24 protein-coding genes are annotated in these 25,532 nt (G+C 63.0%); 6 read left to right on the top strand and 18 right to left on the bottom strand.

From position 1 onward, the window contains the following. Positions 1 to 24: 24 nt before the first annotated feature. On the bottom strand, positions 25 to 783 hold the full coding sequence (locus ACJ8HN_RS15000) for a helix-turn-helix transcriptional regulator (RefSeq protein WP_043148191.1): 759 nt from the start codon (positions 781 to 783) through the stop codon (positions 25 to 27). A gap of 229 nt (positions 784 to 1,012) precedes the next feature. Here ACJ8HN_RS15000 and ACJ8HN_RS14995 point away from each other — a divergent pair, with 229 nt between their 5' ends. Next, positions 1,013 to 2,140, top strand: a complete 1,128-nt coding sequence (locus ACJ8HN_RS14995; protein ID WP_033652841.1) for an iron-containing alcohol dehydrogenase — start codon at positions 1,013 to 1,015, stop codon at positions 2,138 to 2,140. 257 nt (positions 2,141 to 2,397) lie between these two features. On the opposite strand, the gene ACJ8HN_RS14990 is transcribed toward ACJ8HN_RS14995, so the two are convergent. Beyond that, positions 2,398 to 3,327, bottom strand: coding sequence for a LysR family transcriptional regulator (locus ACJ8HN_RS14990; RefSeq protein WP_060426839.1), 930 nt, complete (start codon positions 3,325 to 3,327; stop codon positions 2,398 to 2,400). A gap of 135 nt (positions 3,328 to 3,462) precedes the next feature. On the opposite strand from ACJ8HN_RS14990, the gene ACJ8HN_RS14985 reads away from it, so the two are divergent. The 4 genes from ACJ8HN_RS14985 to ACJ8HN_RS14970 all read left to right on the top strand — a co-directional run bounded on the left by ACJ8HN_RS14985 (position 3,463) and on the right by ACJ8HN_RS14970 (position 9,028). After that, positions 3,463 to 4,803, top strand: a complete 1,341-nt coding sequence (locus tag ACJ8HN_RS14985) for an aspartate aminotransferase family protein (RefSeq protein WP_039567533.1) — start codon at positions 3,463 to 3,465, stop codon at positions 4,801 to 4,803. Positions 4,804 to 4,813: 10 nt separating this feature from the next. Continuing rightward, the gene (locus tag ACJ8HN_RS14980) at positions 4,814 to 6,316 is read left to right on the top strand and encodes a CoA-acylating methylmalonate-semialdehyde dehydrogenase (protein ID WP_432502212.1); all 1,503 of its coding nucleotides are present in this window, start codon (positions 4,814 to 4,816) and stop codon (positions 6,314 to 6,316) included. 223 nt (positions 6,317 to 6,539) lie between these two features. Continuing rightward, the gene (locus ACJ8HN_RS14975) at positions 6,540 to 7,916 is read left to right on the top strand and encodes an APC family permease (protein ID WP_442523648.1); all 1,377 of its coding nucleotides are present in this window, start codon (positions 6,540 to 6,542) and stop codon (positions 7,914 to 7,916) included. Between the two features lie 2 nt (positions 7,917 to 7,918). Continuing rightward, the gene (locus ACJ8HN_RS14970; protein WP_033652835.1) at positions 7,919 to 9,028 is read left to right on the top strand and encodes a DmpA family aminopeptidase; all 1,110 of its coding nucleotides are present in this window, start codon (positions 7,919 to 7,921) and stop codon (positions 9,026 to 9,028) included. 37 nt (positions 9,029 to 9,065) lie between these two features. On the opposite strand, the gene ACJ8HN_RS14965 is transcribed toward ACJ8HN_RS14970, so the two are convergent. The 10 genes from ACJ8HN_RS14965 to ACJ8HN_RS14920 form a co-directional block, all read right to left on the bottom strand. Next, entirely contained in the window at positions 9,066 to 10,316 is a 1,251-nt protein-coding gene (locus ACJ8HN_RS14965) for a phospholipase D-like domain-containing protein (protein ID WP_103774089.1), read from the bottom strand. After that, positions 10,309 to 10,959 carry a MotA/TolQ/ExbB proton channel family protein gene (locus ACJ8HN_RS14960; RefSeq protein WP_440481577.1) on the bottom strand — a complete coding sequence of 217 codons (651 nt, stop codon included), beginning with the start codon at positions 10,957 to 10,959 and terminating at the stop codon, positions 10,309 to 10,311. Before ACJ8HN_RS14960 ends, ACJ8HN_RS14965 begins: the two co-directional genes overlap by 8 nt. 46 nt (positions 10,960 to 11,005) lie before the next feature. Beyond that, the gene (locus ACJ8HN_RS14955; RefSeq protein ID WP_039567550.1) at positions 11,006 to 13,249 is read right to left on the bottom strand and encodes a TonB-dependent receptor family protein; all 2,244 of its coding nucleotides are present in this window, start codon (positions 13,247 to 13,249) and stop codon (positions 11,006 to 11,008) included. Between the two features lie 39 nt (positions 13,250 to 13,288). Continuing rightward, positions 13,289 to 14,035, bottom strand: a complete 747-nt coding sequence (locus ACJ8HN_RS14950) for an energy transducer TonB family protein (RefSeq protein ID WP_049194524.1) — start codon at positions 14,033 to 14,035, stop codon at positions 13,289 to 13,291. Position 14,036: 1 nt separating this feature from the next. Then, positions 14,037 to 14,444: an ExbD/TolR family protein gene (locus ACJ8HN_RS14945; RefSeq protein WP_004933244.1), complete on the bottom strand. Its 408-nt coding sequence runs from the start codon at positions 14,442 to 14,444 to the stop codon at positions 14,037 to 14,039. Positions 14,445 to 14,688: 244 nt separating this feature from the next. Further along, positions 14,689 to 15,012: a helix-turn-helix domain-containing protein gene (locus tag ACJ8HN_RS14940; protein ID WP_047569482.1), complete on the bottom strand. Its 324-nt coding sequence runs from the start codon at positions 15,010 to 15,012 to the stop codon at positions 14,689 to 14,691. After that, the gene (locus ACJ8HN_RS14935; RefSeq protein ID WP_072021590.1) at positions 14,975 to 15,355 is read right to left on the bottom strand and encodes a type II toxin-antitoxin system RelE/ParE family toxin; all 381 of its coding nucleotides are present in this window, start codon (positions 15,353 to 15,355) and stop codon (positions 14,975 to 14,977) included. The genes ACJ8HN_RS14940 and ACJ8HN_RS14935 overlap by 38 nt, the downstream gene beginning before the upstream one ends. A 255-nt stretch (positions 15,356 to 15,610) precedes the next feature. After that, complete coding sequence (locus ACJ8HN_RS14930) at positions 15,611 to 16,531, bottom strand: L,D-transpeptidase family protein (protein ID WP_025305160.1); 921 nt, start codon at positions 16,529 to 16,531, stop codon at positions 15,611 to 15,613. A gap of 231 nt (positions 16,532 to 16,762) precedes the next feature. Then, positions 16,763 to 17,638, bottom strand: a complete 876-nt coding sequence (locus tag ACJ8HN_RS14925) for a helix-turn-helix domain-containing protein (protein ID WP_033648560.1) — start codon at positions 17,636 to 17,638, stop codon at positions 16,763 to 16,765. A 10-nt stretch (positions 17,639 to 17,648) separates the two neighbouring features. Continuing rightward, positions 17,649 to 18,026: a hypothetical protein gene (locus tag ACJ8HN_RS14920; protein WP_033636939.1), complete on the bottom strand. Its 378-nt coding sequence runs from the start codon at positions 18,024 to 18,026 to the stop codon at positions 17,649 to 17,651. Positions 18,027 to 18,146: 120 nt separating this feature from the next. Between ACJ8HN_RS14920 and ACJ8HN_RS14915 the strand changes: the two genes are divergently transcribed. Then, positions 18,147 to 18,968 carry an AraC family transcriptional regulator gene (locus tag ACJ8HN_RS14915; RefSeq protein WP_033652829.1) on the top strand — a complete coding sequence of 274 codons (822 nt, stop codon included), beginning with the start codon at positions 18,147 to 18,149 and terminating at the stop codon, positions 18,966 to 18,968. 38 nt (positions 18,969 to 19,006) lie between these two features. On the opposite strand, the gene ACJ8HN_RS14910 is transcribed toward ACJ8HN_RS14915, so the two are convergent. From ACJ8HN_RS14910 to ACJ8HN_RS14885, 6 genes are all read right to left on the bottom strand, one after another. Beyond that, positions 19,007 to 20,143 (bottom strand): porin, encoded by a 1,137-nt coding sequence (locus ACJ8HN_RS14910; protein WP_047569485.1) that lies wholly within the window; start codon positions 20,141 to 20,143, stop codon positions 19,007 to 19,009. A gap of 372 nt (positions 20,144 to 20,515) precedes the next feature. After that, complete coding sequence (locus ACJ8HN_RS14905) at positions 20,516 to 21,286, bottom strand: 3-hydroxybutyrate dehydrogenase (protein ID WP_193145624.1); 771 nt, start codon at positions 21,284 to 21,286, stop codon at positions 20,516 to 20,518. Positions 21,287 to 21,298: 12 nt separating this feature from the next. After that, positions 21,299 to 22,690 (bottom strand): GntP family permease, encoded by a 1,392-nt coding sequence (locus ACJ8HN_RS14900; protein WP_041037758.1) that lies wholly within the window; start codon positions 22,688 to 22,690, stop codon positions 21,299 to 21,301. Between the two features lie 45 nt (positions 22,691 to 22,735). Continuing rightward, complete coding sequence (locus ACJ8HN_RS14895) at positions 22,736 to 23,659, bottom strand: 3-hydroxyacyl-CoA dehydrogenase family protein (RefSeq protein ID WP_442523647.1); 924 nt, start codon at positions 23,657 to 23,659, stop codon at positions 22,736 to 22,738. An 18-nt stretch (positions 23,660 to 23,677) separates the two neighbouring features. Then, a complete protein-coding gene (locus tag ACJ8HN_RS14890) occupies positions 23,678 to 24,862 on the bottom strand; it encodes an acetyl-CoA C-acetyltransferase (protein WP_442523646.1) in 1,185 nt (394 codons plus the stop codon). Positions 24,863 to 24,875: 13 nt separating this feature from the next. Further along, positions 24,876 to 25,529: a CoA transferase subunit B gene (locus ACJ8HN_RS14885; RefSeq protein ID WP_041037752.1), complete on the bottom strand. Its 654-nt coding sequence runs from the start codon at positions 25,527 to 25,529 to the stop codon at positions 24,876 to 24,878. Between the last annotated feature and the right edge of the window lie 3 nt (positions 25,530 to 25,532).

Here is a 25,532-nt window from a genome sequence, read left to right as displayed (position 1 = left end):
GCTATAGGGGATAGATCGATACATTCACGCGCTGCGGCGCTGCGGGGCGGTCAGCAACAGGCTGAACAGTTCGGCCTGCGAGCCGATGTTCAGCTTGCCGTAGATGTTCTTGCGGTGATTTTTTACCGTGCCGAGGCTGATGAACAGCCGGTCGGCAATCTGCTGCGAACCGCAGCCGGCGAGGATCAGATCGACAATCTCGCGCTCGCGCGGCGTCAGCAGATAACGCGCCTGCGCGCCATCGTCGTTCCCCGTGTCGGCCTCGGCCGGCGCCGCCACCACTTCGCCGTGCAGCCGCGCCACGCTTTTCACCAGCGTCAGCGCGCTGCGCAGATCCGCCCGCTGCGGGTAGCGCACCGCCACCGTGCGGCGCGCCGAGCCGAAGAACACCCCCAGCCCGCGCTCCGGCGTCAGCTGCAGCAGCACGCCGGCCTCGTCGTGCCAGCCGGTCTTGCGATAAAAATTACGGTAATAGTCGCTGTGATAAAACCCGCAGGGCGCCAGCTGGCGCAGCGTGAGCACCTCGCCTGCGCCGCCGTCGTTCAGCGCGCGGTAAAACGGATCCTGCAGATAGGCGCCCTGTTGGTAGAGCTGGTTGACCGCATCGCTGTTTTCCCGCTCGGTTTTGATCAGGCAGCGCGGCGGCCGGCCGCGTTCGAAGGCATAAACGATGGCGTTGTCGAAGGCGAAAAACCCTTCCAGCCAGTTCAACAGGCTGGGATAAAAGCGCGGGCTGGCCACCGCATCGATCACCGCAGACAAGCGTTCAACCTGAATATCCATACCCGCCTCGCCATTATTAATACATTAACAATCTACCGATTTCGGATGGGGTTGGCCGCATGACGGCCGGTACTGTTAAAAAAAGCATCAGGCGCGCCGAAATGCAAGAACGCGATCGTTTACATGTTAAACAACTCACAAGTTGCCGCAGCGGGGAAAGCGGTGGCCGCTCCGCGCCCGCTGGCTTATGCTGTGGCATCGCGCCCTGCAACGCCGTCAAGGAGACCTCATGTCCGTCAGCCACATCATCGCCAACCGCCAGACCTGGTTCGGCCACGGCAGCATCCGGCAACTGCCGCCGCTGCTGCTTGCCGATCCGCAGCCGACGCTGCTGTTCAGCTGCCGATCTTTTCTCAACGGCCCGGTGTACGCCGGCCTGCGCGAATCGCTGGCGCCACTGTTCATCGGCACCGAGATCGTCAGCCACGAGGCGTCACCGCAGGAAATTGACGCCTGGGTGGCGCGCTGGCGCGGCCAGGCGCGGCGCGTGGTGGCCATCGGCGGCGGCAGCGTGCTGGACGCCGCCAAGGCGTTCTCCGCGCTGGTGGAGCATCCGCTGCCGACGCTGCGCTATATGGAAAAGGTGGGCGACAGCAAAATCAGCGGTGCCACCCTGCCGCTGATCGCCATTCCCACCACCGCCGGCACCGGCAGCGAGGTGACGCAGAACGCGGTGATCACCGACACTCAGGTCAGCAAAGTGAAGGCCTCGCTGCGCCACAATAACTTCGTGCCGCACACCGCCATTCTCGATCCGCAGCTGCTGGCGGGCGCGCCGGACAAGGTACTGGCCTACTGCGCCATCGACGCCTTCACCCACCTGTTCGAGGCCTATCTGTCGAAAACCGCCGGCGCCATGACGCGCGACATGTCGCTGAGCGGCATCCGCCACTTCCTCGCCGCCTGGCCGGCGCTCAACCGCAGCGACGCGGCGCGCGAAGCGATTATGCAAGCTTCGTACCTTGGGGGGCTGACGCTGAGCGCCGCCGGGCTGGGGGTGATCCACGGCATCGCCGGCGAGATCGGCGCGCTGCGCGACTACCACCACGGCCAGGTCTGCGGCCGTCTGCTGCTGCCGTTCCTCGCCCTGTTGGAAAGCAGCGAACAGCCGCAGCAACGCGCGCTGATGGCCGAGCTGGCCGCGCGCCTGTATCCGCACTGGCAGGGCAGCCCGGAGAGCTACCTGACCGATTTCATCACCCGCCACGCCATCGCGCCGTTCTGGCTGGACGATTTGCCGATTTCCGGCCAGGAACTGGCGGTGGCGCTGGACAAATCCAACAGCAAGAATTCCTGGATCGACTATGCGCCGGCGCAGCGGCAACGGATGATCGAAGAGGCGTTTCGCGTCGAATGATTATTTCTACCCTAAATAGTTGGAGCGGCATCCCGGCGGCAAGAGGCGGCTCGCCAGAGCTTACTCAAGTCAGTGACTGGCGTACGCACTCGCAGCCAACACAGATGCAGTTTCAAGTATGACGGGTATAATCAGATCAACGCACTAGCAGGAGTAAGGAAATGGGCATCATCGGCTGGATCTTCGCCGGCATCGCGGTCGGCATCCTGGTCGGCGCGCTGATCAAAATCTTCGGCAAGAAGAAAGAGCAGTAAGCGTCACGCTGTTCCGTGGGCCGCCAGCAGGCACTCATGGAACAGCTTCACCACCCGCTGCGGCACCGGCGAGCGGCGCAGCACGCTGGAGTATTCGCAGTGATAGCGGAACAGCGCCGGTTTGATCGCCCGCATCAGGTTCTGCGCCACGAAAAACGCCGCGTAGTGATCCGGCAAAAAGCCGACGTATTTGCCGGAGAGGATCAGCGTGGCGATCGACTCCTGCGCGAACCCCGTCGCCTTGCGATGCAAATGTTGCTGCAGGCTCAGTTCCATATTCGGCGAATGGTAGCCTAATCCAGCGAAGGCATAATTGTGCAGCAGATCCCAATTTAATGTTTCATGGGGGGCGGTAAATAATTCATGCTGCGCGCCGCAATATAAGAACATCCTCTCACTGAATAACGAATGATAAGATAAACTTTCCGCGCTGCGGTGCATGGGAATAACGCCAACCTGAAATTGCCCGTCAATTACGCCGCGTTCAATGGTATTAATCGGCTCCACGTACATTTGCAAAGAAACCTCCGGCGCGCGCTCGCTGAATAACGCGATGGCTCGGCCGATCTGCGCCTGCGGATTGCTGACCGTATGGTCGAATATCGCCACGTGCAGCTGCCCGCCCAGGCGCTGGTGTACCTCGTCCACCCCGCGCCGGAACGCCTCGGTGGCCGCCAGCAGGTTGACCGTTTCCTGGTAGATCAACAGCCCCTCGTCGGTGACCGCAAAGCCCTCGCGCCCGCGCTGGCACAGCGTCAGGCCCAGCCGCTGCTCCAGATCCTTGATGTGCTTGCTGATGGTCGACAGGCTGATGTTCAGCTCCAGTTCGGCGGCGCTCATGCCGCCGCAGTCGACCACGGCCTTGAATACCCGCAGCAAACGCAGATCCATATCCGACAATTGCCCTAACAGCGCACGCTTTTTTACTTGCATAAAACCTTAAGTAAGTTTCGACATATGATTATTCACAGTAGAGAACAAGCGGTACATAGTCAATTTCGCACAACAATTCGTTAACAACTCGGTTTATTTCATTAATCGCTCTTATTTTCCTGTTCGGAGGAAAACATGGCCGCTGAAAATCACCCGCTAAATAGTCTCGATGCCGAAGGGTTAGAGGCCCATTGGATGCCTTTTACCGGCAACCGTAATTTTAAAGCGCAGCCGCGCATCATTACTCAGGCCGCGGGGGCGTATTACACCAGCCATGACGGCAGAAAGATTTTCGACGGCCTGTCCGGATTATGGTGCTGCGGATTGGGGCACGGCCGGCAGGAAATCACCGATGCCGCCCAGCGCCAGCTGGCGACGCTGGATTACTCGCCGGCGTTTCAGTTCGGCCACCCGCTGTCGTTCGAACTGGCCAACAAGATCAAGGCACTGACGCCGGCAGGGCTGGATTACGTGTTCTTCACCGGCTCCGGCTCGGAAGCGGCGGACACCTCGCTGAAAATGGCGCGCGCGTACTGGCGCGCCAAAGGCCAGGCGGGCAAAACCTGCTTTATCGGCCGGGAAAAGGGCTATCACGGCGTTAACTTCGGCGGTATCTCGGTCGGCGGCATCGCCGGCAACCGCAAGACGTTCGGCGCCGGCGCCGAGGCGGACCACCTGCCGCACACCTTGCTGGCCGGCAACGCCTTTTCGCGCGGCATGCCGCAACAGGGGGCGGAGCTGGCGGAAGAGCTCAACCGCATCATCGCGCTGCGCGACGCCTCAACGATCGCCGCGGTGATCGTCGAACCCTTCTCCGGCTCCGCCGGGGTGATCGTGCCGCCGGTCGGCTACCTGCAGCGCCTGCGCGAAATCTGCACCCAGCATGACATCCTGCTGATCTTCGACGAAGTGATCACCGCCTTCGGCCGCTGCGGCGCGATGACCGGCGCCGAGGCGTTCGGCGTCACGCCGGACATCATGAACATCGCCAAACAGGTGACCAACGGCGCGCAGCCGATGGGCGCAGTGGTGGTGCGGCCGGAGATCTACCAAACCTTCATGAACGGCGGCGAGCCGGACTACCAGCTCGAATTCCCGCACGGCTACACCTACTCCGCCCACCCGGTCAGCTGTGCGGTCGCGCTGGCGACGCTGGACATCCTGCAGCGCGAACAGATGGTGGAGCGTGTACAGGCGCTGGCGCCCTATTTCGAGCGCGCGGTGCACAGCCTGCAGGGAGCCAAACACGTCGCCGACATTCGCAACATCGGCCTGGCGGCCGGCATTACGCTGGCGGCACGGCCCGGCGAACCGGCGCGGCGCCCCTTCGAGGCGGCGATGCGCTGCTGGGAAAGCGGATTTTACGTGCGCTACGGCGGCGACACCCTACAGCTGGCGCCGCCGTTCATCAGCAGCGAAGCGCAGATCGATGCGCTGATCAACGCCGTGGGCGACGCCCTCAACGCCACCGAATAAGGAGAGAACCATGACCATTACCCATTGGATCAACGGCGAGCCCGCCGCCGGCGGCGAACGCAGCCAGCCGGTTTACGACCCGGCCACCGGCCAATCGGCGCAGGAGGTGCAGTTGGCCGACCGCGCCACGGTGGAGCGCGCCATCGCCGCCGCCGAACAGGCCTATCCCGCCTGGCGCGACACCCCGCCGCTGAAGCGCGCGCGCATCATGATGAAGCTCAAGGATCTGCTGGAGCAGCACGCCGATGCCATCTGCCAACTGATCACCGCCGAGCACGGCAAGGTGCTCAGCGATGCCCTGGGCGAACTGCAGCGCGGCATCGAGAATATCGAATACGCCGGCTATGTGCCGGAACTGCTGAAGGGCGAACACAGCAAAGAGGCCGGCCCGGGCATCGACAGCTGGAGCGAGTTTCAACCGCTGGGGGTGGTGGCGGGCATCACGCCGTTCAACTTCCCGGCGATGGTGCCGCTGTGGATGTGGCCGATGGCGGTGGCGTGCGGCAACACTTTCGTGCTGAAGCCTTCCGAGCGCGTGCCTTCCGCCGCGCTGTATATCGCACGGCTGGCGGCGGAAGCCGGGCTGCCGCCGGGGGTGCTCAACGTGGTCAACGGCGATCGCGAAGCGGTGGAGACGCTGCTGCATGACGGGCGCGTCAAAGCGATCAGCTTCGTCGGTTCGACGCCGGTGGCGGAACACATCTACCACACCGGCTGCGCGCAGAACAAACGGGTGCAGGCGTTGGGCGGCGCCAAGAACCACGCGGTGGTACTGCCGGACGCCGATATCCCCGGCGCGGTCGGCGCGCTGATGGGCGCCGCCTTCGGCTCCTGCGGCCAGCGCTGCATGGCCATCCCGCTGGTGGTGGCGGTGGGCGACGGCACCGCCGAAGCGCTGATCGCCGGGCTGCGGCAACAGATGGCCGCCATGCGCGTCGGCCCCGGCAGCGACAACCGCAACGACATGGGGCCGCTGGTGACCCAACAGCATTATCAGAAGGTGAAAGGCTATATCGATCAGGGCGTGGCCGAAGGCGCCGAGCTGCTGGTGGACGGCCGCGAACTGCGCGTGACCGGCGCGGACGGCCGCCCCAGCCAGGGCTATTTCCTCGGCCCGACGCTGTTCGATCGCGTGACGCCCGGCATGCGCATCTATCAGGAGGAGATCTTCGGCCCGGTGCTCGGCGTGGTGCGCGCGGCGTCGCTGCCGGAGGCGATGGCCTTGATCGACGTCCACGAATACGGCAACGGCACCTGTCTGTTCACCCGCGACGGCGAGGCGGCGCGCTACTTCTCCAGCCGCATTCAGGTCGGCATGGTGGGGATCAACGTGGCGCTGCCGGTGCCGGTGGCCTACCACTCGTTCGGCGGCTGGAAGCGCTCGCTGTTCGGCGATCTGCACGCCTACGGCCCGGACGCCGTCAGGTTCTACACCAAACGCAAGACCGTGACCCAGCGCTGGCCGTCCTCCGGCGATGCCCGGCGCGCCAGCTTCAGCTTCCCGTCGGGATAAAAATAACAAACTTATCCCCAACGAATTTCAAGTTGCAGCCAGGCGGCAAAGTCATTCGTCTCCAGGAGCTTACTTAAGTAAGTGACTGGTGCGAATGATCTGCGGCCAACAACGCTGCGGCTTGAAAGGCGCAGGGGATTTTCCGCGCGCTCCATTTGATTCCTGCGTACAGCCTGTGCAGCAAAACAATAATTCACTCACACGTTAATGGAGTCGTTATCCCATGAAAGAGTCCGCCCCTGAACACACCTTCAAAGGCAATCTCAGCGTCCTCGACGTGGTGATGATCACCGCGTCCGGCGTGACGCCGGCCAGTTCGATCTTCGTCATCGCCCCGCTGGCGATCGCCAACGCCGGCAGCGGCGCCTTTCTGTCGTTTCTGATCGCCGCCTGCGTCGCCGCCGCCATCGCGCTGTGCTATGCCGAACTCGGCGCCGCACACCCCAGCGCCGGCGGCGAATACAGCATCATCAAGCGCCTGTTCGGCACCATGTGCGGATTGCAGACCTATCTGTTTATCCTCAGCGCCTCACTGTTCGTGCCGGCGGTGCTGGCCACCGGCGCGGTGCCCTACCTGAACACCGCGCTGGGCACCCAGTTCGACGCCTCGACCGCCGGCATGCTCACCGTGCTGGTCGGCGGCATCTGCGCCATTTTCAACATCAAGGCCAACGCCCTGCTGACCGGCGCCTTTCTGGTGGTGGAAGTGGCGGTGCTGGCGCTGATCGCCTGGCTCGGCTTCAGCCACCCGCATCAGAGCACGGAGATCCTCACCGCGCCGGTGATGCTGGACGCGCAGGGCAGCCTGGCGCCGGTGTCGCTGCCGCTGATCGTCGCCATGGTCGGGGTCGCGCTGTTCTCCTACAACGGCTACGGCGCGGCGGTGTACATGGCGGAAGACATGCGCGAACAGGGCAGGCCGATGGCGATCGCGATCATGCTGACGCTGGCCATCGTGGTGCTGGTGGAACTGGTGCCGTTCACCGCCCTGCTGATCGGCTCGCCGTCGTTGACGGAGATGGCCAAACAGGCCGATCCGGTCGGCTATGTGGTCACCGAGCTCGGCGGCCCGACGTTGGCGCGGGTGGTAAGCGGCGCGATTTATCTGTCGGTGTTCAACGCCATCATCGCCATCGTGGCGCAGTTCAGCCGCATGATGTTCGCCAGCGGGCGCGACGGCTTCTGGCTGCCGACGTTTAACCGGGCGCTGAAAATCATCCACCCGCGCTTCGGCACCCCCTGGATCGCCACCCTGCTGTTCGGCGTGCCGTCGGCGCTGCTGGCGTTTTGCTCCGATCTCGAATCGCTGACCTCGTTCACCGTGATCCTGCTGCTGCTGGTGTACATCATCATGGCGGTGGCGGCGCTGATCAGCCGCCATCGCCGCCACTTCCACCACCCGTACCTGATGCCGCTATGGCCGCTGCCGGTGGTGGTGGCGCTGCTGTGCTGCCTGTACGTGCTGTGGACGATTTTGATCGCCAGCAGCCTGAAAGACTTTATTATCATTGCCGGCATCATCGGCTTCGGGCTGGCGCTGAACCATCTGCGCGGCCGCCAACCGGCGCCCCTCGCCGCCCCCTCAATAGAAGGAGAATAACCATGACGCAGCGCGCTCAGGATCTGGGCATTATCATCGGACAGGGCACGCCCGGCCCGCTGAACGCCATCACCGACGTGCCCGGCGTGCGCGTCGGCCATGCCAGCATCCATGCCGATTTGGCGGACGGGCGCAGCGTGCGCACCGGCGTGACGGTGATCGAACCGCGCCCCGGTTCCGCGCGCCACGCGCCCTGCTTCGCCGGGGTGCACGTGCTGAACGGCAACGGCGACGCCACCGGCCTGGAATGGGTGCGCGAAGCGGGCCTGCTGACCAGCCCGATCGCCTTCACCAACACCCACAGCGTGGGCGTGGTGCGCGATGCGCTGATCGCGCTGGAGCGTGAAACGCTGCCCGCGGGCGATAACGCGGTGTATTGGAATATGCCGGTGGTGATGGAAACCTTCGACGGCCTGCTCAACGACATCAACGGCTTTCACGTCAAGGCCGAGCACGTGCGCCAGGCGCAGCAGGCGGCCCGGGGCGGCTTGCCGCAGGAGGGCGCGGTCGGCGGCGGCAGCGGCATGATCTGCCATGAATTCAAAGGCGGCAGCGGCACCGCGTCGCGCCGCTTGCCCGCCGATCAGGGCGGCTGGACGGTGGGCGCCATCGTGCAGGCCAACCACGGCAAGCGCGAGTCGCTGCTGGTAGGCGGTTACCCGGTGGGCCGGCACCTGGGGCATCTCCCCTCGCCGTTCACGCCGCAGTTGCCGCATCCCGGCATGGGCTCCATCGTGGTGGCGCTGGCGACCGACGCGCCGCTGCTGCCGCACCAGTGTGCGCGGCTGGCGCAGCGCGCCAGCATCGGCATCGCCCGCACCGGCGGCGGCACCGAGGATTCGAGCGGCGACATTTTCATCGCCTTCGCTACCGGCAACGACGGCCTGCCGCCCGCCGACTACGCCAACAAAGGCGCCTTCACCACGCCGCTGCGCATGGTGAACAACGACTATATTTCGGCGCTGTTCGCCGCCGCGGCGGAAGCGGTGGAAGAAGCGATCGTCAATGCGTTGCTGGCGGCCAATACCGTCAGCGGCAACGGCCACCGGGCGGAAGGGTTGAGCGCCGAGCAGCTGGTGACGGCGCTGGAGAAGGCCGGCTGGCGGCGCTAAAAAACACAGGGCGCGGAGGTGAACCGCGCCCTGCTCATCAGGATTCGCCGCCCGGCTTGGGCGGCGGGTAGTCGTAATCCAGCCGCAACGGTTCGGCGTAGACGCTGTTCCACAGCTGTTGGTACAGCTTGTCCAACCGCCCGCTCATCGCCGCGCTGTGCATCACCAGCTCCAGATTGCGCGAGTTGTCCAGATAGCCGCCGGTCCAGTTGCTGGTGCCCACCCATGCAATCTCATCGTCGATGGTCATCAGCTTACTGTGGATGACGCGGGCGAACGGAATGAAGCCGCTGCTGGCCGGCGGAATGGTCACCACCTTGATCTGCACATTCGGCACCAGCGCCAGGCTCTTCAGCCAGGCAATATCCGGCTTTTTGGTGTTCCAGTTGGCCACCATCAGCTCAATCTGCACCCCGCGCGCCGCCGCGCTGCGCAGCGCGTTGTCGATCACCGCATAGAAGGGGCGGCTGCGTTCCGGGCCGAACGACAGCGGCGCGTAGTCCATCACCTGCACCCGCACCCGCCGCTTGGCGCCGGCCAGCAAGCGCGGCAGCTCGGCCTGCGAGTCAATCACCCCCGCCGGGTTGTAGGCGCGCGGGCTGGCCGCCAGATAGTTGCCCTGCGTCGGCGCCGTCGTCGGCGCATCTGACAGCGGCGGCACCGGCTTATCCTGCGCCAGCAGCGCCTGCGCCTGCCAATCCTGCTCGAAGATCGCCTGGATCTGCCCCACCACCTTGGCGTCGCTGATGCGCAGCCCGGTTTCGTGAATGTGTTCCAGCGCGCGCCAGTCGAAGTTCTGGCTGCCGACGAACGCCTGCTCGCCGTCCACCAGCAGATATTTGGCGTGCAGAATGCCGCCGCTCAGCTTCTGGTAAGAAATGATGCGCAGCTCCAGATTGGGGATCGCCTTCAGCTGTTCCAGCGTCTCGGCGGTAGACATGCGAAGGCCCTTCTCTTCCAGCAAAAAGCGGATTTTCACCCCGCGTTCGCCGGCCGCCTTCAGGTGCTGCAGCACGCCGTCCAGCAGCGAACCGTCCTGATTCGCCACGTAAAACTGCCCCAGATCGATGCGGGTTTTCGCCGCGTCGAACATCTCGCGCCACACCTCGGCGGTGTTGCGCAGATCGTCGGCCTGCAGCGCGGTTTCCACCGGTGCGGTGTACACCAGCTCATAGCCGGGAATAGCAAAACGCGCCGCGGCGCTCTGGCTCAACATCAACAAACATCCGCCCCACAATGCCGTATAAAGGCGGCCGAGCGGCCGCCGTACTGGATGGCCATTAGGCATAGCGCGGCGCCCCGTTGTCAACCCATTGTTCGCCGCTGCCGCTCTCCGGGCGGCTGGCCGGTTGGCCGGCGCGGATCAGCAGCACCTTCAGCAGTTCGTTGATGCGCTCCATGCGGCTCTGCAGAAAGTTGTTGGCCACCAGGCACAGCAGCGCGATGGCGATGCCGAGGCCGGTGGCGTACAGCGCGGTGCCCATCCCGGCCGACACCAGGCTCGGCTCGGACACCCCCGAGGCGGCCAGCGCCTTGAAGGTTTCGATGATCCCCATCACCGTGCCCAGCAACCCCAGCAGCGGCGCGGCGGTGACCACGGTTTCCAGCAGCCACAGGCCGCGCGCCATCGGCGGCTTGCTCAGCAGGTACTGGGCGTCGATCAGATCGCCGATCGCCTCGCGGTCGCCGGCGTGGTGTTTCTGCGCCAGTACCGGCGCGATCACCGTCATCGGCAGGCTGTTGCGCTGGGTCAGCTCGTCCGGCAGATCGGCGGCGCGGCGCACGTCCGGCGTCAGCGCCTGCTCCAGCCGGCGCGCCTGACGCTGGGTGTAGGCGAAGTACAGCGTGCGTTCGATGATGATCACCAGCGCAATCGCCAGCGCGGCGTACATCACGTAGAAAATAATGTCGTGCAACAGATTGGCGTCCATACAGGGCTCCTCTTCCCCGCCGCCCGGCAGGCGGCGGGGCATTCAGTTAAAAGGTGGCTTCCAGCGAGACGCTGAAGGTGCGTTCTTCGCCGACGTTGTAATACGGCGTGCTGGCCCTCACGCCGCCGTAAGGCGCCGCGTTGAAGGTGGTGGTGCGCACCGAGGTCAGGTATTCCTTGTCAAACAGGTTGCTGATGCCAAAGCGCAGCGCGGCGCTTTTGACGATTTTCTTGTCCACCGGCAGATGCACACCCGCCGCCAGATCGAACACCGTGCGGCCGCCGATCTTCTCGTCGTTGGTCAGATCGCCGTAGAACGAACTGACGTACTTGCCGCTGACGCTGCCGTAATACAGCCCGTCGTCATAACCCAGCGTCATGTTCAGCAGGTTTTTCGGCACGTTCGGCACCTCTTTGCCGGAGGTCGGCAGCGGCAGCCCGCCGTTGCTGACGATATCGTTCTTCTGCTTCGATTCGGTGTAGGTATACGAGGTGTAGTAGTTGAAGTTATGCGGCAACTGGCCGCTCCACTCCAGCTCCAGCCCTTTGTTCTCCACGTTGCCGATGTTCATCATCTCGTAGTCGCCGGCCGCGTTGGTGGTGGAGATCTGGCGATCGCTGTAACGCATGTAGAACAGCGTGGCGCTCAGCAGCATGTCCTCTTGTTGGAAACGCCAGCCCAATTCATGGTTCCAGCTCAGTTCCGGCTTGGTGCTGAGCGAGTCGCCGACGTTGTACAGCACGTAGTTGGGCGGCGTGCGCATGTTGCGCGTCAGGTTGTAGAACACCTGGTTTTCCTGGTTCACCTTGTAGCTGGCGCTGAAGTTCGGCAGGAATTCATGATAGGTGGCTTTGCGCTTCTCCGGCACGTTGTACAGGCTACCGCGGTTGTCCCCTTTGCGCTCCACATACTGATAGGCCAGGCCGCCGACGAAGGTCCAGTCCGGCGTGGCGAACCAGGTGTCCTGCAGCCACACCTTCTGCGCCGGGGTGATGGTGTACTGGTTGCGCCCCTGCACCGTATTGCCGTTGGCGTCCTTCACCTGATCGGAGCCGCCAGGTTTTCCCCAAATCTGCGCCGGGTTGCCGTCGTCCTTGATGCTGATGAACGGTTGGGTTTGCAGCTGGCGCGCACGCTCATACCAGTAGCCGATATCCAGGCTGTGCTGCTCGTTGATGTCCCACTTCAGCTTGGTGGTGATGCCCGGCCGCCAGGTTTGGGTCCACGACGGGCGGTAATAGGTGTTGGACTGCAGGTTGCTGAGGTCATACTGCCCGGCCCTGTCCGACGTGCTGGACAATACCGACGCCGTCTGGCCGTTGAAACTGCCGCCGTTGCCCCAGTAGTAATACGGCTGCAGGGTCAGCGACAGGTCGTCGCGCAGCTGCAGTTTCTGGGTGAACGATAGCGTGAAGTTCTCGAACGGGTTGCGTTCGATCTTGTAATACTTGTTCAACTGCCCTTTGCTGTTGTACTCCGGCGTGGTGGCGTAATCGGTACCACGCCCATCGTTTTGGAACTGCGCCTTGCTCAGGGTGTTGTAGTTGGTGTTGTTCTGGCGGTTGTACTTCATCACCAGATTGCTGCTGTTGCCGTTGCCGTCTTCATACAGCGAGTTCATCTCGAACTTGTCGGAGTACAGGCGCCCTTCGCCGCGCCACTTCTTCGCCTCGGTGTGCGAATAAGATATCCAGTTGCTGAAACCGTTGTATTCGCCAGTCTCCAGGCGGGCAAAGGTTTTGCTCAGATTATTGCTGCCCAGCGTCTGCTTGAGGAAACCGCCGAAGTCTTTCGCCGGGCGGCGCGTCACCAGGCCAATGTTGCCGCCGCTCGAGCCGATGTGCGGGCCGTCCGCTTCGGAGGAGCCCTGGGTGACGAACACCTCTTCCAGGTTCTCCGCATCGCCCAGCAGGTTCGGGTATACCGCGTAGTTGCCGGAGTCGTTGATCGGGATGCCGTCCATCGACAGGCCGATCTGATCCGAGTTCATGCCGCGCATGGTGTAGTCCACGCCGCTCAGGCCGCTGGCGTCGTTGCTGTTGACGTTCAGGCCCGGCGTGTATTTCAGCTTATCGATGGCGTTGGCCGCCGACGGCATTTTGTCCATCGCTTCTTTGGTGACGGTGGAGCGCGCCTTGGCGCTGTCATCCTGCACCATCATGCCGCCGCCGAGCGACTGCCCCTTGACGCTGATGGTGCCGACATCGGTGGCGTCGGCCGCCAGCGCGGCGCCCGGCAGCATCGCCGACATCACCGCCAGATAGATCCCAGAACGATTAAACGATTTCATTGTGTGCATCCCATAAAAATCAAACGATTAACCCTTGCGCTAAGGCGCCTGATAATTGAACGTCGCGGTAAATCTTTTGGTTGTTTGCCCGGCGAACGCCTCGCTCGGGAACGGCTTTACTGAACTGATGCTTTGCAGGCTGCTCATCGCCGCGCGGTTCAGCAGCATGCTGGCGGCTTTGTTGGCGATGCCGGAAGAGAGCACCCGCCCGCTGCGATCGACCTCCAGCCACACTTCGACGTTGCCCTGCGGGCGCTCGAGCGAGGCCTGGCGCCCGCTTGGGTAGCGCTTGCGCTGTTCCAGCTCGCGGCGCAAGGCCAGCAGATAGCCGTTTTCAATCGCCTGCGCATTCACCTTCGGCGCGGCCGGGGCGGTCGGTGCGGGCTGCGCCGCCGGTTTGCTGACCAGCGCGCGCGGGGCGGCGGGCGCCGGCGTCGGTTTAGGCTTCTCTACCGGTTTGGCTTTCTCTTTCACCGGTTTGGGTTTGGGCTTCGGCTGCGGTTTCGGCACCGGCTTGGCTTCCACGATCGGCTCCGGCGCCGGCACTACCGGTTCGGGGATCGGCTCCGGCTCGGGCGGCGGCGGTTCTGGCTGGGGCTCCGGCGGCGTTTCCGGTTGAGGTTCAGGCGCCGGTTCAGGCTCCACCAGCGCCAGTTCGATGGCGGTTTCGTCGTAGCGCGGCTGGATCTTCAGCGCCGCCTGCTGGCTGGCGAACAGCAGGCAACCGGCGACAATCAGCGCCGGCAACCAGCTGAAAAGATGACGTGAGCGATAGAGCAGATACATGTCACAGCTTCCGTGTCGCGATGGAGACGGAGAAGAAACCGCCCTGGCGCAGGTTGTCCATCACCGCCACCAGCCGCTCGACCGCCACGCCCTTGTCGCTGTTGACGATGATGGTGGTGGTCTGGTTGGCCTGCTGCTGTTGCTTCAGCGTGTTGACCAGCGCGTCGAGCGCGATCGGCTGGCCATCCAGCTGCAGCTGTTCGTCGGCCCCCAGCGTGATGATCGCTTTCTTCTGCGGTTTCAGTTGCTGCGCGCTGCCGGCGGACGGCAGCTGCGTTTTCAGCCCGAGCGCAGGAATGACGTTCAGGCTAATCAAGACGAAAAACACCAATAAAAACATCATCACGTCGATCATCGGGATCAGTTCGATGTGCGCTTTGTTCTTTTTCGGTTCGTTCCAGTTACGCATGACACTCCCTCCCAAAAGCGAAGCAGCCAATATAGGAGGGGTTTGTTTACCTTTTGTTACGCTTGTGTGATCTTATTTTCACAGTGTGGATTTTTTGCGAGAATTTTTTCAATGGCAGGCGATAACGGAAGAGATATAACTTATTAATTAGCGATAGTTTTTATTGGAATAATTGCGAGGCAGGCATTTCAGAGAACCAAAGCCAGAGGGGATAATGTGATAATAGTGACAGCCCAAACGGTCACTACAACAAGACCTCAAGCCCGTGCTTGCGTACGATCGAAAGCAGCTTAAGCGACACGCCGCCCGGCCGTTTCACCCCCGTCTCCCATTTCTGTATGGTCGACACGCTGGTATTCAGATAACGGGCAAAAACCGGTTGGCTTAAACGTAACTGCTCGCGCAACGCTTTGATCTCCTGGGGCTGCAACATCTCGACCGGAGCAAGGCAAGACTCATCAAAACTGCGTAGGGTTTCCAGAGAAATGGCGCCAGCACGATGCAATCCTTCAGCGGCGCTGTGAATCGCCTCAAAGGCCTGACTCCGAAACGTTTTTTCCTGCTTCATGGCAAATCTCCACCCATTCTTTTTTCACAACCAGGGATTCGACCTGGTCGTCGCTCAACGCGCCAAACTGCATCGCTAACTTGCGAAAAGCGTGTAATTCTGCCCCTGTAATATTGGTCTGGGCCTGCTTGGCAAACAAAAAAACAAACACCCAGTGCCGACCATTTTTCGCTAATACCAACGCGCGGTCGCGATTATGATTAAGACGTTTTTTAAATACGCCACCGCCTAAATCTGCAGCCAAACCCCGTTGCACATCTTTTACTGCCCGACACAACGCCTTATCGGTGATGCCGTGAGCCCGAGCTTTCCTGCTAAACCAACAAGTTTTAAATGTACGCATTGCGATGGGCTTCCCGTAAAAACGTAGCACTTAGTGAGACACTTTTCCAGTGCATTCCTCCCCGCCAGCATCGCTTTAAACATTGATGACGACCACCATGAGAAACCCGATTTGCATGATGACGCGCATAATGACTTCTTTCAGTGCAACGTTGAGGGCATCATTGCGCACGCACACGCAACAGCATGTTTTACAGGCATAAAAAAAGACGCCCGCAGGCGTCTTCTTGGCATTTTCACTGAGGCCGGAAGGCAATCAGTTCACTTTCACCGGCATACCGGAACGGGCCTTGATCGCCGCGTCCACTTCGCTCTGGTTGACGCCGGCGTCCATCAGCACTTTGCCGACCGGCGCGGAGATGGTCAGCGGCACCGGATCTTTCGATTGCAGCTGCTCTTCGTTGGCCGACAGCGGGTTGTGCACTTCCACGTAGCGCGAGCCGTCCGGTTCGACGGTGGCTTTCATCGGTTCGTTGATGAACTGCACGCGGGTGCCGACCGGCACGTTCTCGAACAGGTACTTGATGTCGTCGGCGCGCAGACGCACGCAGCCGTGGCTCACGCGCAGGCCGATGCCGAAGTTGGCGTTGGTGCCGTGGATGGCGTACAGGCGGCCGACATACAGCGCATACAGCCCCATCGGGTTGTCCGGGCCGGCCGGGAACACCGCAGGCAGGATCTCGCCGTCGGCCGCGTACTCGGCGCGCATCTTGGCGGTCGGCGTCCAGGTCGGGCCGTCTTTCTTGCGCTGCACGGTGGTGGTCCAGTTCAGCGGGGTGTCTTTACCCAGCTGGCCGATACCGATCGGCAGCACCACCACGGTGTTGGAGCCTTTCGGGTAGTAGTACAGACGCATTTCGGCGCTGTTGATGATGATGCCTTCACGCGGCGCGTCCGGCAGGATCAGCTGCTGCGGGATGGTCAGGGTGCTGCCGGCCTTCGGCAGGAACGGATCCACGCCCGGGTTGGCCTCCAGCATGTTGCTCAGCCCCATCTGATACTGGGCGGCGAAGCTTTCCAGCGGCAGTTTGCTGTCTTCCGGTACGGTGATTTGGATATTTTCGCCCACCAAACGGCTGTCTTTTGGCGGCAGCGGGTAAACGACGGCGAAGGCAGCCTGGCTGAATGCAACCAGTGCCGTAAACAGGGTTAATAACGCGCGAATGCTCATTTTCATCTTCGTGTTGGTCAAGGCCACTGGCGATTAGGGGGATCGGTTTCTACGGCCACTTTTACTCCGATGGATTTCAGCCGGCAGCCAAGCGCTGCGGCCTGAAAAACAGGGGGGATTTGACCGGATGCGCATTATATGTGCACATCAATCAAAGTGTGAACCATTACCGATGTAATATCGCAATTTTTTGTAACCTGAAGCGCCACGAAGGCGATTTTTTGCGAGAACCGCCGCCTAACCGGCGGCGGCCAACGCTTCTACCCGCCGGATCGGGATCAGATATTCGCAGCGGATCGCCGCGCCGCCGAGCGGGCAGCGGCCCTCCTGCGCCGGGTAGAAAAGCTCGATATCCTGCCCCGGCCGACGGATGGCGTTCATCTGCGGCATCGCGGTGTCATACAATCGGACGATAAAGTTTTGTAACCCTTCCTCCTGCCCTTGATAGGTGAAGCGGGCATACTCACCCTGTTCGATAGTCACCCGCTCCCCCATCGCCCCTTCGTCCGGCAAAGCGGCGGTGTAGGCCATGCGCGGGTTACCCCGGCGTTGCCGGTCGACCTCCAGGCTGGTGAGGCCGTATACCACCTCCGGCAGCGCCTGCGGCGGCAGCAGCTGCCGCCAGGCGTGGCGGCGCAGCTCGCACTTGGAGGCCGCCAGCTGCCCCAGCGTAAAGCTGCGGCGCTGGGTATGGCCCACCAGCTGCATGGCGGGCAGCGTCACGATATCGGCCTGCGGCAACGGTGTTTCGGTCAGCCGCAGCGGCGGCTGCAGGCCATAGCTCGACCAATCCTGGCTGCGGCGATAGCTGGCCGGCGGCAAACCGAACTGCTTGCGGAAGCAACGGGTGAAGGTCTGCTGCGAATCGAACTGGTAAGTGTCGGCGATGCAGGCCACGCTGGTGCCGGTCAGGCGCAGTTCGCGCGCGGCGGCGGTCAGCCTTCTGCGGCGCGCGTACGTGCCGAGAATATGGCCGGTATGCTGCTTGAACATCCGCTGCAAATGCCACTTGGAGTAGCCGGACTTGGCGGCAATGTCGTCCAGCGTCAGCGGCTGATCCAGGCTCTGCTCGATCCAGGCCAGCAGCTGTTCAATCACCTGTTGCTGGTGCATGGTATTCCCCTTATTTTAACAATAACGTCTGCGCCAATACCCGGCCTGCAGCTTCATCGGCGGCCACCAGCACCGGATAGCCCCAGAACTTAGCGCCGTATTCGGCGAACTCTTCCGCCGCCGCGCGTTTGGCGTCGTCCGGCTCCAGCATGATCATGCCTTTCACCCACAGCTTCAGCGCCTCGCGGTTATCGCGTTTCCACAGCGCGACCTGGGTGCGGGCATCGCGATCGTGCTCTTCTTCTTCATCGCCGACGCTGCGGTCGGTCATCAGGACAAAAGGCTCGGCGCGCGCCAGCAGCGCGCTGAATTCGGCCAGCTCGGCCTGGGTATCGCGCCCGTTTTGGCGCATCCATACCAGCGGAAAATCGGCGGTATCCAATGACATAATCAGTTTCCTCAGGAAATGGTTTAGGGCTGGCGCTTACTTTATCGGCACCGGCGCTAGACCGCATTGCGCAATCAGGACATAATACTTTTCAATTCCGCCAAATTGAGAATTGTTCTCATGAAAGTACAGATCCCCCGCCGCTGTCTGGATATCGATCAGGTGCCGCGCCCGCTGTTTGCCCTGCAAGGTTCGACCCTCGAGCAGGATTGGGAAATCGAGCCGCACCGCCACCAGAAGGCGCAGCTGATTTACACCGTGCGCGGCATGATCCGCTGCGAAGCGGAAAACGGGCTGTGGCTGGTGCCGCCGCAGTGCGCGCTGTGGATGCCGGGCAACGTGTTGCACAACGCCCAGGGCGCCGGCTCCACCGAGGCCTACTGCCTGTTCGTCGATCAACATGCCGCCGCCGGTCTGCCGCAAAACTGCTGCACGCTGTCGGTCTCGCCGCTGCTGCGCGAGCTGCTGCTGCAGGCCACCACCTTCGAACCGCTCTACGACGAACAGGGCGCTGAAGGGCGCCTGACGGCGGTGTTGCTGGATCAGCTGGTAGCCGCGCCGATCGAAAATCTGCACCTGCCGGTATCCGACGACGCGCGCATCCGGCAGTTGACCGAAGGCATGCTGAGCTGCCCGGCGGACAAATCCACCCTCGGGCAGTGGGCGCAGCGCATCGGCATGAGCGAGCGCTCCCTCAGCCGCACCTTGCAACAACAGATGGGCATGAGCTTCGGCCACTGGCGGCGCCAGCTGCACGTGATGCTGGCGCTGCAGCGCTTGACGCAGGGCGAGAGCGTGCAGACGGTGGCGCTGGATCTGGGCTACGAGAGCGCCAGCGGCTTCGTCACCATGTTCAGAAAGGCGGTAGGCAAACCGCCGGCGCGCTACCTGGCGGAGCGCAACGCCTCTGGAGAAACCCTGGGCGGCGCAATTACCATGTGAAAAAGCCGGCGCAGGCGCCGGCTTGGAGCAGGTGAAAATCAGAAGTCGTAGAACACCGTAATCCAGGTGGAGTCCGGCTCGTTGTCGCTGCTGTTGGCCAGCGTGCGTTCCACATACACCGACAGACCGTAACCGATGGTGGTGCCCGCGCCGAGGTAAACGTGGTTGGCGTGATACGCCTCGTCCCCCTTCAGCCGCAGCGAGTCCGCCGCCACGTATGGCTGGATCGATTTGAGGAACGGCTTGTCGATATTGAAGGTGTAACCGACGAAGCCTTCCAACCCGTAGCCGTCACCGGCGAAGAAGTGCGACAGCGTGCGCTGGCGGGTGCTCGGCACATAGTCTTTGTAGTAGCTGGCGGTGCCGACGATGTACCAGTTGTTCGGCTGCCAGGTCAACGCGGTGCCGGACAGCTGCTGGTGATAATCCTTTTCGTTGTACAGATTGTCTTTGATCTTCGCGTCGGTATAACTGTAGGCCGCGCTGAAGGTGAAATCCTTCGTCACCTTGTAATCGAAGCCCAGCCCGCCCCCGCCCTTGCGGCGATAAATCAGGTTATCCGCGGTGTGCAGATCGTCTTCCGGCAATAAATAGTTGGCGTACAGCGTTACCGGCCCGAAATCATTGGTGTACTTGATGCTGTTTTTCGGTTTATTGCCGCCGTCGTAGTCGCCGGAAATACCGATGCCGGTGCCGCCCGCGTGGCCATCGTTATCCCAGACGTCGCTTTTGATGCCGACCACCGAATAATAGATGCCGTATTGATGGCCGTAGGTCAGGGTGCCGTAACGATCGTCTTTGAAACCGGCGTACAGCTGGCGCTGATAGTCGCGCTTGCCGTCTTCGTTATAGTGCCCGTCCCAGCTGAGCGCGTGCGCCAGATCGACGCCCCACTCGTAATAGCCGATGATCGAGGTGTTCTGCGTCAGCGCATAGTCGCCGCTGAAGCGAAAACGCGTGCCGCCGTCGTGGCCGTTTTTGTCATAGCCCGGCTCCGGGCCGTTATTGAAGATCCACTCGGGGCGAATGCTGCCGCCCACCTTTAAACTGAGCGGCGCCAGCAACACATTGCTCTGCGGGTTTTTATCCAGAATGGTGATCTCGGCCTGTGCGCCGGCGGATAACGCCGACAGCAAGACGCCGCCAATGAATATTGGCGTTGTATTTTTTCTCATTATTACCCCTGCCCGAAAAAAATTATTGTTATAAACACGGTGGTCTTAAGCCACGCGGAAATAATTACCCGATGTGAACAGCGCACGCAAGATATAAAAATTCACGCCATAACCTGCCATTATTTCAGGTTGGATTTAATTTCAGCAAAAACGTGTTCATCTGTAACGCAGGGAAAAATAATGTAATAACCGCAGCACTAAATAAACCAATCCGCACGTTTCACCCAAAATAAACCGGCGTGATTATCTGGGAATAAAGATAGCAAATAACAAATAAATATTACTACCGCAGGTAAACCGTCACGCAGGGGAATTAACTCATGGCGGGAAATAACGACGGAGCGCGTTGCGCGCTCCGGGAAAGAGAATTCACTACTGCGCCAGCCAGCCGCCGTCCATGTTCCAGGCGGCGCCGCGCACCTGCGCCGCCGCATCGCTGCACAGGAACAGCGCCAGCTCGCCGAGCTGCTCTGGCGTGACGAACGCTTGCGAAGGCTGCTTCTCCGCCAACAGCTCATCGCGCGCCCGCTGTGGGTCGGTGCCGGCGGCAATGCGCTTGTCGATCTGCTGCTGCACCAGCGGCGTCAGCACCCAGCCGGGGCAGATGGCGTTGCAGGTGACGGGCGTGCGCGCGGTCTCCAGCGCCAGCGTCTTGGTCAGCCCCACCACGCCGTGCTTGGCCGCCACATAGGCCGACTTGTCTTTCGACGCCACCAGCCCGTGCACCGACGCCACGTTGATGATGCGCCCCCAGTTGCGCTCGCGCATCCCCGGCAGCGCCAATCGGCAGGTGTGGAACACCGCCGACAGGTTGATGGCGAGGATGGCGTTCCATTTCTCCACTGGGAACTGATCCAGCGGCGCCACGTGCTGAATGCCGGCGTTGTTCACCAGAATGTCCACGCCGCCGAACTCGCGTTCGGCATACTGCATCATGTCCGCTATCTGGGCAGCATCGCCGAGATCGGCGCCGTGATACCCCGGCGCGGCGCCCAGCTGCGCGACCTGCGCTTGCGCCTGCTCCACGTCGCCGAAGCCGTTGAGGATCACGCGCGCGCCGGCGGCGGCCAACACGGACGCTATCCCGAGGCCGATGCCGCTGGTCGAGCCGGTCACTAGCGCGGTTTTGCCTTGTACACTCATGGTATCGCTCCTTTAAACAATGCCGGTCAGGTAGAACACGCCGATCACGAACAGCACCGCGGCGCTCTTGATCAGGGTGATGGCGAAGATGCCGCCATAGGCCTGCCGGTGGCTGAGGCCGGTGATCGCCAGCAGGGTGATCACCGCGCCGTTGTGCGGCAAGGTGTCCATGCCGCCGCTGGCCATCGAGGCCACCCGGTGCAGCACTTCCAGCGGGATATGCGCGGCGTGGGCGGCGGCCACGAAATTATCGGCCATCGCCGCCAGCGCGATGCTCATGCCGCCGGAGGCCGACCCGGTGATGCCGGCCAGCAGGGTGACGCTGATCGCTTCGTTCAGCAGCGGATTGGGGATCGCCGACAGCGCCTGCGACAGCACCAAAAAGCCCGGCAGCGCGGCGATCACCGCGCCGAAGCCGTATTCGGAGGCGGTGTTCATCGCCGCCAGAATTGCCCCGCCGACCGCCGTCTTGCTGCCTTCCGCCAGCCGGCCGCGAATATTGCGAAAGCCGAACGCCACCACCAGCAGAATACCCGACACCAGCGCCGCTTCCACCGCCCAGATGGCGGTGATCTTCGCCACGTCGGTGGCGATCGGCTTGGCCAGCCCCGGCAGCGTCAGCTCGTGGCTGGCGCCGTACCACTGCGGGATCCAATGGGTGAAGCCAAGGTTGAATACCCCGACCAAAATCAACGGCAGGATGGCGATCAGCGGGTTCGGCAGGTTGATGTCGTCCGGGGTTTCCGGCTCGTTCAGCAGATCGGTGCCGTACCCTTCTCCCTTCAGCTGCGCCTTGCGCCGCTGGCGTTCAAGATACAGCAGACCGACCGCGATGATGAACAGCGAGCCGATCAGCCCCAGCCAGGGCGCGGCCCAGGCATTGGTGCCGAAGAAGCTGGTCGGGATGATGTTTTGGATCTGCGGCGTGCCGGGCAAGGCGTCCATGGTGAAGGAGAAGGCGCCGAGCGCCACGGTGGCCGGGATCAGCCGCTTGGGAATGCCGCTCTGGCGGAACAGCTCGGCGGCGAACGGATAGACCGCGAACGCCACCACGAACAGCGACACCCCGCCGTAGGTCAGCAGCGCGCACACCAGCACGATCACCGGAATGGCGTGACGCCGGCCGAGAATGCGGATCGCCGCCGCGACGATCGAACGGGAAAAGCCGGACAGCTCGATCAGCTTGCCGAACACCGCCCCCAGCAGGAACACCGGGAAGTAGAGCTTCACGAAGCCGACCATCTTCTCCATAAACAGCCCGGTGAAGGTCGGCGCCACCGCGCCGGGATCGGTCAACAGCACCGCGCCCAGCGCGGCGATCGGGGCGAACAAAATCACGCTGTAGCCGCGGTAGGCGGCCAGCATCAGTAATCCCAGTGCTGCCAGGGCAATCAAAACGCTCATCGGTCACCTCAGTATCGTTGTTATTGTCAGGTACGGAGTGCGAAATTACGGTTTCAGCGCAAAGCGCAGCTGATGCGCCCGTCGCCGTTGAATGCGTTCCCTGCGTGCGTCATCCCAAAGATAAAATCCCCGGCCGCTGCGCTGGCCGGTATCGCCGCGCTGCAGCCGCTGTTCCACCAGCGCCATCATCTCGTCGCCGGTCGCCAGTTCCGGGAACAGGTGGCGGGCGATGTCCGCCACCGTCGGCAGCCCGGTCATGTCGGCGGCCTCCAGCGGGCCGACCATGGCGTAGCGCCGCCCCAGCGAGGCGCGCATCACCTGATCCACCACCTCGGCGCTGGCGATGCCGCTGTGGACGATGTGCAGCGCCTCGCGCAGCACCGCAAACTGCAGCCGGTTGCCGACAAACCCCGGCGCGGCGCGCTCCAGCAGCACCGCCTCCAGCGCCATCCCGCCGAGCAGCGCCTGCACCGCCGCCAGATGGCGCGGATCGGTGGCGCGGCCGGGTACGATCTCCACCAGCGGGATCAGGTGCGGCGGGTGCCAGAAGTGGGCGATCAGCAGGCGCTGCGGATGGGTCATGCGCGCCGCCAGCTCGTCCGGCGGCAGGCCGCTGGTGTTGCTGGCAATCACCGCGTCGTCGGCGATCAGCCCTTCCAACTGCTCATACAGCGCGTGCTTCAGCTCGAGCCGTTCCGGGATCGCCTCGATAAGCAGCCGGGCGCGCGCCACGTCGTTCAGATCGCCGGTCACGCGCAGCCGCGCCAGCGCCGCGACGCGCTCAGCGTTATCAAACTGCCCGACGTCGCTCAGCTCGGCCAGAATGCCGCTCGCCACCACCGGCGCCTCCGCCAGGCGCTGCGGATCCGGGTCGTACAGCAGCACCTCATGGCCGTGGCGAATAAAGTGGGTGGCGATGCCCACCCCCATCAATCCGGCGCCCAGTACCGCATAGTCAGATGACTGCATCGTGCCCTCCTCGGTTGTTTACGGGCGCTCTACCGCCAGCGCCACGCCCTGCCCGCCGCCGATGCACAGCATCGCCAGCCCCTTGTTCACCCCGCGGCGCTGCATTTCGTACAGCAGCGACACCAAAATGCGGCAGCCGGACGCGCCGATCGGATGCCCCAGCGCGATCGCCCCGCCGTTGACGTTGACCCGCTCCGCCTCCCAGCCCAGTTCTTTGCCCACCGCCAGCGCCTGCGCGGCGAAGGCTTCGTTGGCTTCGATCAGATCGACCTCCTCCAGCCGCCAGCCGGCTTTCTCCAGGCAGCGGCGCGCGGCCGGCGCCGGGCCGATGCCCATGATCGCCGGATCGACGCCCGACGAGGCGTAACCGGCAATGCGCGCCAGCACCGGCAAACGCAATTCAGCGGCTTTTTCCGCGCTCATCAGCAACACCACGGCGGCGCCGTCGTTGAGCGAAGAGGCGTTGCCGGCGGTCACCGTGCCCTCCTTGCGAAACGCCGGGCGCAGCCGCGCCAGCGCCTCCAGGCTGGTGTCGCGCGGCTGCTCGTCGTGCTTAACAAGCAGCGCTTCGCCCTTGGGCTGCGGCACCGTCACCGGCGTGATCTCCTGCGCGAAACGCCCGGCCTGCTGCGCCGCCTGCGCCTTCTGCTGCGAGCGCAGCGCAAAGCTGTCCTGCTCGGCACGGCTGATGGCGTATTTCTCCGCCAGGTTCTCGGCGGTGATGCCCATGTGGTAGTCGTTGAACGCGTCCCACAGGCCATCGTGGATCACGCTGTCCACCATCTGCGCGTGGCCGAGGCGCAGACCGGCGCGAGCGCCGGCCATCAGGTAAGGCGACTGGCTCATGCTCTCCTGGCCGCCGGCGATCACCGCGCCGGCGTCGCCGCTGCGGATCGCCTGCACCGCCAGATGCACCGCCTTCAAACCAGAGCCGCACACCTTGTTGATAGTCAGCGCCGGCGTCGTAACGGGCAGCCCGGCATTCAGCGCGGTCTGGCGCGCCGGATTCTGCCCGCAGCCGGCGGTCAGCACCTGGCCGAGGATCACTTCATCAATTTGCTGCGGCGCCACCCCGCTTTGCGCCAGCAGCCCTTGCACCGCCGCCGTGCCCAGTTCCACCGCCGTCAACGGCGCCAGCGCGCCGTGAAAACTGCCGACCGGCGTGCGCGTTGCCGCCACGATCACCACTTCACGTTGTTGCACATTCACCTCCGTCTCAGAAACGCATTTCAGGCACTTGATCCGGCACGATCAGCCGGCCGGCGGTTTTGGCGACAATCTCCGCCACGCTGACGCCGGGCGCGCGTTCGCGCAGCACGAAGGCGCCGTCTTCAATTTCCAGGTAGGCCAGATCGGTCAATACCTTGCGGATGCAGCGGGCGCCGGTCAGCGGCAGCGTGCAGCGCGGCAGCAGCTTGGACTCGCCGCTCTTCGAGGCGTGGGTCATCACCACGATGATGTTCTCCGCCCCCGCCACCAGATCCATCGCGCCGCCCATACCCTTGACCATCTTGCCGGGGATCATCCACGAGGCGATGTTGCCCTCGACGTCCACTTCAAACGCCCCCAGCACGGTCAGATCGACGTGGCCGCCGCGGATCATGGCGAACGACTGCGCCGAATCGAAGATCGACGCGCCGAGGCGCGCGGTGACCGTCTGCTTGCCGGCGTTGATCATGTCGGCGTCCAGCTGCTGCTCGGTCGGGAACTCGCCCATCCCCAGCAGGCCGTTTTCCGACTGCAGCATCACGTCCATGCCCGCCGGCACGTAGTTGGCCACCAGCGTCGGGATGCCGATGCCCAGGTTGACGTAGTAACCATCCCTCAGCTCTTGCGCCACGCGCTGCGCCATTTGTTCACGGGTAAGCATGCG

Origin of the sequence: Serratia sp. CY29653 (assembly GCF_052169255.1) — a bacterium.
Classification (GTDB): Bacteria; Pseudomonadota; Gammaproteobacteria; order Enterobacterales; family Enterobacteriaceae; genus Serratia; species Serratia sarumanii.
This window is presented reverse-complemented; position numbering and strand designations above follow the sequence as displayed.

Bases quoted from the DNA above. Each gene is read 5' to 3' on its own strand.
- ACJ8HN_RS15000 (WP_043148191.1), bottom strand. From the start codon at position 783: ATGGATATTCAGGTTGAACGCTTGTCTGCGGTGATCGATGCGGTGGCC.
- ACJ8HN_RS14995 (WP_033652841.1), top strand. From the start codon at position 1,013: ATGTCCGTCAGCCACATCATCGCCAACCGCCAGACCTGGTTCGGCCAC.
- ACJ8HN_RS14990 (WP_060426839.1), bottom strand. From the start codon at position 3,327: ATGCAAGTAAAAAAGCGTGCGCTGTTAGGGCAATTGTCGGATATGGAT.
- ACJ8HN_RS14985 (WP_039567533.1), top strand. From the start codon at position 3,463: ATGGCCGCTGAAAATCACCCGCTAAATAGTCTCGATGCCGAAGGGTTA.
- ACJ8HN_RS14980 (WP_432502212.1), top strand. From the start codon at position 4,814: ATGACCATTACCCATTGGATCAACGGCGAGCCCGCCGCCGGCGGCGAA.
- ACJ8HN_RS14975 (WP_442523648.1), top strand. From the start codon at position 6,540: ATGAAAGAGTCCGCCCCTGAACACACCTTCAAAGGCAATCTCAGCGTC.
- ACJ8HN_RS14970 (WP_033652835.1), top strand. From the start codon at position 7,919: ATGACGCAGCGCGCTCAGGATCTGGGCATTATCATCGGACAGGGCACG.
- ACJ8HN_RS14965 (WP_103774089.1), bottom strand. From the start codon at position 10,316: ATGCCTAATGGCCATCCAGTACGGCGGCCGCTCGGCCGCCTTTATACG.
- ACJ8HN_RS14960 (WP_440481577.1), bottom strand. From the start codon at position 10,959: ATGGACGCCAATCTGTTGCACGACATTATTTTCTACGTGATGTACGCC.
- ACJ8HN_RS14955 (WP_039567550.1), bottom strand. From the start codon at position 13,249: ATGAAATCGTTTAATCGTTCTGGGATCTATCTGGCGGTGATGTCGGCG.
- ACJ8HN_RS14950 (WP_049194524.1), bottom strand. From the start codon at position 14,035: ATGTATCTGCTCTATCGCTCACGTCATCTTTTCAGCTGGTTGCCGGCG.
- ACJ8HN_RS14945 (WP_004933244.1), bottom strand. From the start codon at position 14,444: ATGCGTAACTGGAACGAACCGAAAAAGAACAAAGCGCACATCGAACTG.
- ACJ8HN_RS14940 (WP_047569482.1), bottom strand. From the start codon at position 15,012: ATGAAGCAGGAAAAAACGTTTCGGAGTCAGGCCTTTGAGGCGATTCAC.
- ACJ8HN_RS14935 (WP_072021590.1), bottom strand. From the start codon at position 15,355: ATGCGTACATTTAAAACTTGTTGGTTTAGCAGGAAAGCTCGGGCTCAC.
- ACJ8HN_RS14930 (WP_025305160.1), bottom strand. From the start codon at position 16,531: ATGAAAATGAGCATTCGCGCGTTATTAACCCTGTTTACGGCACTGGTT.
- ACJ8HN_RS14925 (WP_033648560.1), bottom strand. From the start codon at position 17,638: ATGCACCAGCAACAGGTGATTGAACAGCTGCTGGCCTGGATCGAGCAG.
- ACJ8HN_RS14920 (WP_033636939.1), bottom strand. From the start codon at position 18,026: ATGTCATTGGATACCGCCGATTTTCCGCTGGTATGGATGCGCCAAAAC.
- ACJ8HN_RS14915 (WP_033652829.1), top strand. From the start codon at position 18,147: ATGAAAGTACAGATCCCCCGCCGCTGTCTGGATATCGATCAGGTGCCG.
- ACJ8HN_RS14910 (WP_047569485.1), bottom strand. From the start codon at position 20,143: ATGAGAAAAAATACAACGCCAATATTCATTGGCGGCGTCTTGCTGTCG.
- ACJ8HN_RS14905 (WP_193145624.1), bottom strand. From the start codon at position 21,286: ATGAGTGTACAAGGCAAAACCGCGCTAGTGACCGGCTCGACCAGCGGC.
- ACJ8HN_RS14900 (WP_041037758.1), bottom strand. From the start codon at position 22,690: ATGAGCGTTTTGATTGCCCTGGCAGCACTGGGATTACTGATGCTGGCC.
- ACJ8HN_RS14895 (WP_442523647.1), bottom strand. From the start codon at position 23,659: ATGCAGTCATCTGACTATGCGGTACTGGGCGCCGGATTGATGGGGGTG.
- ACJ8HN_RS14885 (WP_041037752.1), bottom strand. From the start codon at position 25,529: ATGCTTACCCGTGAACAAATGGCGCAGCGCGTGGCGCAAGAGCTGAGG.